Origin of the sequence: Hyalangium sp. (genome assembly GCF_035629615.1) — a bacterium.
Classification (GTDB): Bacteria; Myxococcota; Myxococcia; order Myxococcales; family Myxococcaceae; genus Hyalangium.
Genome location: NZ_DASPHO010000731.1, coordinates 21,253 through 29,394 on the forward strand (window position 1 = coordinate 21,253; position 8,142 = coordinate 29,394).

At 68.0% G+C, this 8,142-nt stretch carries 9 protein-coding genes; 1 reads left to right on the forward strand and 8 read right to left on the reverse strand.

Going from position 1 to position 8,142, the window contains the following annotated elements; genetic code table 11:
- Positions 1 to 21 precede the first annotated feature (21 nt).
- Positions 22 to 750, reverse strand: coding sequence for an ABC transporter ATP-binding protein (locus VD972_RS36400; RefSeq protein ID WP_324993419.1), 729 nt, complete (start codon positions 748 to 750; stop codon positions 22 to 24).
- 155 nt (positions 751 to 905) lie between these two features.
- On the opposite strand from VD972_RS36400, the gene VD972_RS36405 reads away from it, so the two are divergent.
- Positions 906 to 2,102, forward strand: coding sequence for an aspartate kinase (locus VD972_RS36405; RefSeq protein WP_324993420.1), 1,197 nt, complete (start codon positions 906 to 908; stop codon positions 2,100 to 2,102).
- Positions 2,103 to 2,109: 7 nt separating this feature from the next.
- Here VD972_RS36405 and VD972_RS36410 read toward each other — a convergent pair whose 3' ends face one another.
- The 7 genes from VD972_RS36410 to VD972_RS36440 all read right to left on the reverse strand — a co-directional run.
- The gene (locus VD972_RS36410) at positions 2,110 to 3,579 is read right to left on the reverse strand and encodes a serine/threonine-protein kinase (RefSeq protein ID WP_324993421.1); all 1,470 of its coding nucleotides are present in this window, start codon (positions 3,577 to 3,579) and stop codon (positions 2,110 to 2,112) included.
- Between the two features lie 211 nt (positions 3,580 to 3,790).
- Positions 3,791 to 4,195, reverse strand: coding sequence for a VOC family protein (locus tag VD972_RS36415; protein WP_324993422.1), 405 nt, complete (start codon positions 4,193 to 4,195; stop codon positions 3,791 to 3,793).
- Positions 4,196 to 4,203: 8 nt separating this feature from the next.
- Positions 4,204 to 4,575, reverse strand: coding sequence for a hypothetical protein (locus VD972_RS36420; protein WP_324993423.1), 372 nt, complete (start codon positions 4,573 to 4,575; stop codon positions 4,204 to 4,206).
- Positions 4,576 to 4,611: 36 nt separating this feature from the next.
- Entirely contained in the window at positions 4,612 to 5,592 is a 981-nt protein-coding gene (locus VD972_RS36425) for a TerC/Alx family metal homeostasis membrane protein (protein ID WP_324993424.1), read from the reverse strand.
- 155 nt (positions 5,593 to 5,747) lie between these two features.
- A complete protein-coding gene (cheB, locus tag VD972_RS36430) occupies positions 5,748 to 6,827 on the reverse strand; it encodes a chemotaxis-specific protein-glutamate methyltransferase CheB (RefSeq protein WP_324993425.1) in 1,080 nt (359 codons plus the stop codon).
- Positions 6,828 to 6,986: 159 nt separating this feature from the next.
- Positions 6,987 to 7,313 (reverse strand): divalent-cation tolerance protein CutA, encoded by a 327-nt coding sequence (gene cutA / locus VD972_RS36435; protein WP_324993426.1) that lies wholly within the window; start codon positions 7,311 to 7,313, stop codon positions 6,987 to 6,989.
- Positions 7,314 to 7,334: 21 nt separating this feature from the next.
- On the reverse strand, positions 7,335 to 8,142 hold an 808-nt coding region (locus VD972_RS36440), incomplete at its 5' end, for an ATP-binding protein (protein ID WP_324993427.1).

The following is an 8,142-nucleotide window of genomic DNA, read 5'->3' on the forward strand; positions in this document are numbered from 1 at the left end:
AAGGCAGGGGGGACGGGTGGCTCAGGCGGCCGTCAGCTTGATGAAGATCTCTTCGAGCGAGACGTTCTCGGCCTGGCCGTGCACCGAGGTCAGCTTCTTGATCTCGTCGTAGGCGACCATCTTCCCCTGGTTGATGATGAGCACCTTCTCACATGTCATCGTCACCTCCGGCAGGATGTGCGTGGAGAGGATGAGGGTGTGCTTTCCGGCCAGTTCCTTGATGAGGGAGCGGACGTCGGCGCGCTGGGAGGGATCGAGGCCCTCGGTGGGCTCGTCGAGGATGAGCACCGGTGGCGAGCCGAGCAGGGCCTGGGCGATGCCCACGCGCTGCTTGTAGCCCTTGGAGAGGTTCTGGATGACGCGGTCCATGATGTCCGACAGGCCGGCAAGGCCGGACACGCGGTTCACCTCGGCCTTCAGCCCACGGCCCGGTACCCGCTTGAGCTCGGCCACGAACTTCAGGTACCCGCGCACCGTCATCTCCGGGTAGAGCGGCGGCGTCTCCGGCAGGTAGCCGATGCGCCGCTTCACCTCGAGGGGCTGCTCGAAGACATCGAAGCCCGCCACCTTGGCCGTGCCCATGGACGGGGGCAGGAAGCCGGTGAGGATCTTCATCGTCGTGGACTTGCCGGCCCCATTGGGCCCCAGGAAGCCCAGGATCTCCCCTTCGTTGACGCTGAAGGTCAGGCCTTCGATGGCACTCCGGTCCCGGTATCGCTTGGTGAGGTTCTGTACCTCAATCATCGCCATGGGAAGCCTCCGGCTTGGGTATATGGGGCGATCCCAGCCTGTCAAGGAGACGACCCTCCGCCTGACGGGCGGGTAGGTTCCGTTGGCCGACGTCCTGCATGGAAACCTCTCGGCGTGGCTTTCCGGACACGCCCAACAGAGGTAACGAGGCGCTTATGCCAATCGTCGTGCAGAAGTATGGGGGCTCGTCGGTCGCGGACGTGGAGAAGATTCGGAAGGTGGCGCAGCGCGTGAAGGATCGGCGCGAGGCGGGCTACCAGGTCGTCGTGGTGGTGTCCGCCATGGGGGACACCACGGACGAGCTCCTCTCGCTGGCCAAGCAGGTGTCCCCGGATCCTCCGCGGCGCGAGCTGGACATGCTGCTGACGTGTGGGGAGCGGATCTCCATGGCCCTGCTGTCCATGGCGCTGCAGGAGCTGCAGGTGCCGGCCATCAGCTTCACCGGCAGCCAGAGCGGCATCATCACCAACGACACGCACTCGCAGGCCCGCATCGTCGAGGTGCGCCCCTACCGAGTCTTCGAGGAGCTGGATCGGGGCAAGGTGGTCATCGTCGCCGGCTATCAGGGTGTCTCCTACAAGAAGGAGGTGACGACGCTGGGGCGGGGTGGCTCGGACACGACGGCGGTGGCGCTGGCGGCGGCGCTCGAGGCGGAGGCGTGTGAGATCTACTCGGACGTGGACGGCATCTTCTCGGCGGACCCGCGGGTGGTGCCGGACGCGCGCAAGCTGGAGTCGCTCTCCTATGACGAGATGCAGGAGCTGGCGAGCGCGGGAGCCAAGGTGCTCAACGCGCAGGCGGTGGAGTTCGCCAAGGCCAAGGGCATCGCCATCCTCGCTCGGACGGCGCACGGGCAGGGGGCGGGGACGACGGTCCAGGAGCTGACGGGCCCTGCCGACACGCGCGTGAAGGGCGTGACGGCGGAGCAGGAGATGGCGGTGCTCTCAGCGGCCTCGGAGCGGGTGCGGCTGCCGGAGCTGCTGGAGTTCCTGGATGCGCGCGGCGTGCGAGGCCGGGCGCTGAGCTTCGACGGGCTGCTCGGGCGCGAGGCGCGGACCTATATCGCGGTGCCGCTGCAGGACGTGCATGGGCTGGAGGCGGTGCGCCGGGAGCTGGCCACGCGCTTCGGGGAGGACGTGTCGCTCCAGGAGCAGGTGGGCACGGTGACGTGCGTGGGGGCGGGCATCAACGCGGACTGGGGATACCTGAGCCGGGCGCTCATCGCGGCAGAGGAACTGGGGGCCCGAGTTCACGCGGTCCACACCTCGCCGCTGCAGCTCTCTCTCCTAGTAGACAAGGTGTACCTGAAGCCGCTGACGGCCCGGTTGCACCGCGAGTTCCTCGGAGCGTGAGTTCCTCTTACTGTGGCTTGTCGGAGGTAGGCACGCGAGTCCTCTCGTAGAGGGGCCAGAAACAGGCTCTATTCCACTCGTATGCCTCGTCACCACAGGGCGGAGTGAGGGTGGTCCAGGGTGCCCAGCACCCTCCAATGATCTCGACTTCCCCACGACCTCTACAAGGAGCGCGCCGTTGGCCAGGCAGCGGCTGCTTCGGCATCTCCAAGGCGATGACCTCCCCAGAGATGGGAGGCTCCTGTGTTGCCACCCGAGCGGCTACTCCTCCGTCGCCGAGCCCTGTTGTTCCCGCTTCGGGTGGCGCCACACCCGTATCCGGTTCTTCAGCCTGTGCCACCTCAGGCGCGGCCTCGCGTGAGCTGGGCGCTATCCACCATAGATAGACCACCGTCAGGATCAGGCTGGTGGTCAGCAGTACGCGCCGCCCATCCCAAGAATGTTCCGCTGTCTTGGCGTGTGCACGAACGGGGACCTCTGCCACCCCGACAGCGGGAGGCTCCGAGCCAGACACCGACGCAACTCGGACGGGTATGGCTTCGGCCTCAACCTCTTGAGGCTCCGGGTCAAAGAGCGGAACATCCGCCTTGGGCCCCACATGCTCTGCCGCGGATTCAGCTGCCTCGGCCACCTCGAGCGCCCGTCCCCGCGCCTCAGGCCCCTCCGCCATCAGCCGCTCGATGACTCGTGCCAGCTCCAGTCCTACGCGCCCGTTGAGCGCCTGGGGCAGTAAGCGGGATGGAAGTGGGCCGCGAAGCGGGTCCTTTTTCGCCTCTGGATCCGCCCCGGGTGGCGGATACACCCCTGTCACCAGCCGGTACACGCTGACTCCCAGTGCATAGAGGTCATCCGCGGGTTGCGCCTCGTAGCGGGTACCTCTCTGCCGCAGGTGCTCCCATTGGAAGATCAGCGCCTCCGGGCTGCGGTACTCGCGCGTGTTGGGCGGCATGAGGCTCTCGGTGATGGGAGGTGCCCCCTTCCAGGTGCCCGAGCCGAAGTCCACGAGCACGGCCCGCCCCTCGGGCTCCACGAGGATGTTGTCCCCCCGTACGTCTCGGTGCAGGCCATCGGCTCGATGCAGCACTTCCAAGGCCCACGCCAGCTGTGCCGTCACTTGCAGCACCTCGCGGGCGGTGGGGTTGTACGTCCGCGCCCACTCGTACATCGGCACGCCTCGGATCCACTCCATGACCAGGTATGGGTGCACCACGCCCGCGTCAGAGGTCCACCAGCCCCGGTCGAACAGCTGCGGCACGGACGGGTGATGGACGCGCGAGAGCAGCTCCGCCTCCCTCACGAAGCGCGGGTCATAAGGAATGAGGGCCAGCTTGAGTGCCACGGGCGGGGAGGCGGGGTGTCCTGCGCGGCGGGCCCGGAACACCACGCCGTAGGAGCCACGGCCGGTGTAGCCCTCCACGCGCCAGGGGCCTACCAGGCTCCCTACGCGGAGAGAGTCGGGGGTCAGCTCGTCCGTCATCGCGTACCTCGGCGTGCACGGGGCGGTCACTCCGCCCGCGCGCAGCCTACCCAATGAGTAGGCTGCCGTCATGCCGCTCTGAAAGGTTCGCTGGTGGAGTGTCGCCCAGGGGAACGGGGGATGACACCCCTGCTGGCGGTGCGCCGGGCAAACCTGTCAGACAGCTGGACAGGTTCGGCAAGAGCGCACCCCTGGGGGCGCCCCGGAGGCTCTACGAGCCTTCGGCTCGGAGCCGGGCGGTGAGCATCACCGTGTTGCCCTCGGGGTCTGCGACATAGGCGAGTCGCTCTCCCCAGGGCTGATCCATCGGCTCTACGAGCACCTTCACACCTTCGCCGCGCAGGCGTGAGATGAGCGCGTCCACATCCTCCACGTAGACACAGAGCTCGAAGCCACGGCCGCCTTGGGGCACCTGCAGAGGTCGGCCCTCCAGACCTGGGGTGGGGGCATAGGTGCCCAGGCCGATCTCCGAACGGCCCCATTGGAGGGTCATGAACACGACCTCTCCTTCCGCTGGGTAGCGGAAGGACTCCTGCATACCCAGCAGATCCCGGTAGAAGGAGATCACGCGCTTCAGATCCTGCGCGTAGAGGATGGGAAAGAGGGCTCTGTCCATGGGCTCGCTCAAGGCAGCAGACCTGGGATGCTCCCACCCGGCCTGGCTTCGATGTGGTAGCGCACGGAGCCGGGGTGTGGACCGAATACCGGACCCGGCACGATGATGGGCACGGTACCGTAGAACCATCCCGGCTCCGGAGGCCCGTCGCTCGAGGTGACGACCATCGGGGGGCTCGCCACCTCTGGAACCGGGGGAGCAAGGGGAGGAGCATCGTCCCCCAGGAAGATCCCCTCGGGAATCATGTCCGGGTGCGCCTCAGTCCGCATGGCCTCCTCGATGCGCTCGCTGCCCTCGTCGCGCAGCTCCCGAGGACCTGCGGCGCACGCCACGAGCAGGCCAGCAGCCAGTACCATTCCGCTCTGGATCCCGTGCCTCATGTCTCTCTTCATAGCGCGTTCCGATGCGCCACGCTGTCAGGCGGTGAGCTCGCGGCTTCCAGGAGCGCCCGCCGCCGGATCCTGGGGCTTCTTCCTCCGGCGCTGCCGAGCCCGGTACCGGAGGCTTGCGGCGACCGCGACGCCGATGCACGCGAGGATGATGGCCACCGAGACGAGCGGGGGAATGTGGACCCAGGTGTCCGGCACGACCATCTTCAGTCCCGCGAAAGCCAGGACCGCGGCGAGGCCATAGTGCAGGTAGCGCAGCTCCGAGATGACATGCGCCAGCGCGATGTAGAGGGCCCGCAGGCCGAGGATGGCGAACACGTTCGAGGTGTAGACGATGAACGGCTCCTTGCTCACCGCCAGCGCCGCGGGCACCGAGTCCACCGCGAAGGCGATGTCCGTCAGCTCGATGGAGATCAGCGCGACCAGCATGGGGGTTGCCACGCGCCGTCCCTGGAACCGGGCGAAGAAGTGCGGACCCTCGGCGACAGGGCTGACGGGGAGCCGTCGGGAGAGCCACCTCACCAGCGAGCTCTCGCGCTGACGGGTCGGATCCTCGATCGCGACCCGGATGGCGGTGATGAGCAGGATGGCGCCGAACACGTACACGACGGCGTGCCAGTGCTCGAGCGCCTCCACGCCGACGAGGATGAACAGGGCCCGGAACACCAGCGCTCCGAAGATGCCCCAGAAGAGCACCCGCCGCTGCTCGTCCTCGGGGATGCTGAGGCTGCGGAAGATGACGAGGAAGACGAAGAGGTTGTCGAGGCTCAGGCTCTTCTCGATGAGCCATGCGCCCAGGTACTCATGGGCGGCGGTGGTGCCATATGCCTTCCAGACGAACACGCTGAAGCTGAGCCCGAGCGCGATCCAGCCGAGGCTCCAGGCAATCGCGCTGCGCCTCGACTCACCGTGCTTCTTCCGGTGGACCAGGAGATCGACGCCGAGCAGCCCCAGCACGAGCACGCCGAAGGCGATCCACCCTAAGACTGGAACTTGAATCGTGCCCATCTCCCACCGGTTCGCCCGTCGTGAAGCGGGACGATGCAGGGAAGGTATGCATGCGGGCGCGCTCTCCCTCTTGCCTGCCTGGTCTACGGTGGGGCGCCCAACCCCTGGGCCTCAGGCCTGACGGCCGCTCGATCCCGGGACGCCTCGCGAGGCCCTCAGCTCTCAGCCTGCTGCGGAGAGAGTGTCCGGATGACGCGGCGGACGATCTCCGGGCCCAGGTTCTTCACGTGCACCACCTGGTGGGCCAGCCCCGCCTGGAGCACGGCCTGGGGCATGCTCCCCACGATGCAGGTCTCTGGATCCTGGACGATGACGCGTCCGCCGGCCTGGCTCACCGCCTGACAGCCCTTCATCCCGTCCTGCCCCATCCCCGTCATCACCACGGCCAGCACCCCGGCTCCATAGGCCAGCGCGGCGGTCCGGAAGAGCACATCCACCGCCGGACGGCAGGAGTTCTCCAGCGGCCCTCGGTGCGTCAGCAGCTTCACCACGGGCCCCTCCCGGATGAGCGCCAGATGGTAGTCCCCGGGGGCCACCCACACCTGACCGGCGCGAATCTGCTCGCCAGACACGGCCTCGCGGATTCGCAAGGGGGACAGCGTGTCCAGGCGCTCGGCGAACAGCTTCGTGAAGCCGGCCGGCATGTGCTGGGTGATGAGCACCGGCACGGGGAAGTCCGCGGGCAGTGCCGAGATCACGTCGGCCAGCATGTTGGGCCCTCCCGTCGACGCGCCCACCACCACCACGCCGATGCGGGGCTGCCGCGCGGGGCCCTTGGCGAGCTCGTGCCGCTTGCGCAGCGGCGAGGCGCTGGGAGGCTCCGGCTGGATCCGGGAGTGCAGCTCCTTGATCTTCGCGATCAGCGGCTCCCGAGCCTGCTCGAGGAAGGGCACGCCGCCGGCCGTCGTCGGCTTGGTGATGTAGTCGCTGGCACCGTGGGCGAGCGCATCCATCGTGAGGTTCCCGGTGCTCTCCGTCAGCGTGCTGAAGATGAGCACGGGCAGGCGAGGGAACTGCCGGCGCAGGGCCTTGAGCACGTCCATCCCGTTCATGTCCGGCAGCGCCAGGTCCAGCACCATGACCTCGGGGCGGAGCTGCTCCACCTTCTCCAGCGCGAGGTGCCCGGTGGGGGCGATGGCCACCACCTCCAGCTCCAAGTCGGAGCCCAGCATCTGGGAGATCTCCCTCCGGGCGACTGCGGAACCGTCCGCCACGAGAATTCGGATGGGAGCCATGTGCAGGGGAGAAGAAGGAAGTGAACCGGGGGGACAGCCTAGCGCGAGCACAGGGAAACGGAGAACCCGCCCCAGGCCTCGATGGCCTTCAGCGCACACAAGCAGGCTCCAGGGAGGCTCTGGAGTCAAGCATGACCCGCTCGCTGAAAGGCGTATCTGTCAGGGAGAGGGCCGGACGCTGGCGCCGATCCACTCGAGGTAGGGCAGGTGCCCCGCGGCCACGTCGAGCCTCAGCACCTCGGGGACCTGGTAGGGGTGGAGGGCGACGATTCGCTCCCTCAGCGCCTCGAAGAGGTTCGCCCGCGTCTTGAGGATGAGCAGTGCCTCGGGCTCGTCGTGGACCTTGCCCTCCCAGCGGTAGATGGAGCGCAGCGCAGGGATGACGTTGCCACAGGCGGCCAGCTGCTCCTCCACCAGCGTCCGGGCGAGCTCTGCGGCCTTGTCGGCCGAGGGGGCGGTGACGAAGACGACGACGGCGTCGGTCATGCTCGGGCCTCGCGGCAGGGGTCAGCGGCTGGCGCGCATCCTCGCGGAGGCGTGGTGCCCGCGCGGCTCCAGCTCGTGCCGCGTGCGCCGGTGATCGGGTGTGTCCTTGGGCAGCTCCACGAAGGTGCACATCTCGCAGAGCCGGCTGTAGATGCGCTCGCCCACGCGCTCGCGCAGCAGCTCCGCCTCGCGCACCGTGTTCTTCGTGTCCTCGGTGGAGTGGTAGCCGGCCACCGCGCGTGTCGCCTTGCGCTCCGGCTCCAGCGAGTAGTTCGTCGCGAACAGGGTGGTGCGGTGGGCGTTGTAGCGCCGGGCGATCAGCTCATCCAGCGTCTCCATCTCGAACTGGCTGCCGCGCCCCTTGCCCAGCTCGTCAATGGCCAGCACCTCCACCTCGGACAGCGGCCCAATGATCTCCCCGCCGCTCTTGCCCTCCTGGAAGCCGCGGCGGATGGTGGCGTAGAGCAGCGAGATCTCCACGTAGCGGGCCTCGACGCCCACCTCCAGCACCAGGTGCGCCAGCGTGGCGGCCAGCAGGTGCGTCTTCCCCGTGCCCACCGGCCCGCTCAGGACGAAGCCCTTGTTCGTCCCCGCCTTCTCGTAGTGGTGGGCGAAGTGCAACGCCGCGCTCCGGGCCCGGTCCTGCTGCGTCTTCGCGGGGATATAGTTGTCGAAAGTCGAGTGGGCCAGCACTCCGGGCAGGCCCACCCCGTTGAAGCGGGCCACCCGCTTCAGCCTCAGGGTGCACGAGCAGGGCGCCAGCACGTCGTACCTGCGAGGCCCCACCTTCTTGCTGAAGGTCGCCTCCTGCTGGGCGAGCACGTGCCCG

What these genes read in the sequence shown, in the direction of transcription:
- VD972_RS36415 (WP_324993422.1), bottom strand. Translation starts at nt 4,195, where the DNA reads ATGGACAGAGCCCTCTTTCCCATCCTCTACGCGCAGGATCTGAAGCGC.
- VD972_RS36410 (WP_324993421.1), bottom strand. Translation starts at nt 3,579, where the DNA reads ATGACGGACGAGCTGACCCCCGACTCTCTCCGCGTAGGGAGCCTGGTA.
- VD972_RS36425 (WP_324993424.1), bottom strand. Translation starts at nt 5,592, where the DNA reads ATGGGCACGATTCAAGTTCCAGTCTTAGGGTGGATCGCCTTCGGCGTG.
- cutA (WP_324993426.1), bottom strand. Translation starts at nt 7,313, where the DNA reads ATGACCGACGCCGTCGTCGTCTTCGTCACCGCCCCCTCGGCCGACAAG.
- VD972_RS36420 (WP_324993423.1), bottom strand. Translation starts at nt 4,575, where the DNA reads ATGAGGCACGGGATCCAGAGCGGAATGGTACTGGCTGCTGGCCTGCTC.
- VD972_RS36405 (WP_324993420.1), top strand. Translation starts at nt 906, where the DNA reads ATGCCAATCGTCGTGCAGAAGTATGGGGGCTCGTCGGTCGCGGACGTG.
- VD972_RS36400 (WP_324993419.1), bottom strand. Translation starts at nt 750, where the DNA reads ATGGCGATGATTGAGGTACAGAACCTCACCAAGCGATACCGGGACCGG.
- cheB (WP_324993425.1), bottom strand. Translation starts at nt 6,827, where the DNA reads ATGGCTCCCATCCGAATTCTCGTGGCGGACGGTTCCGCAGTCGCCCGG.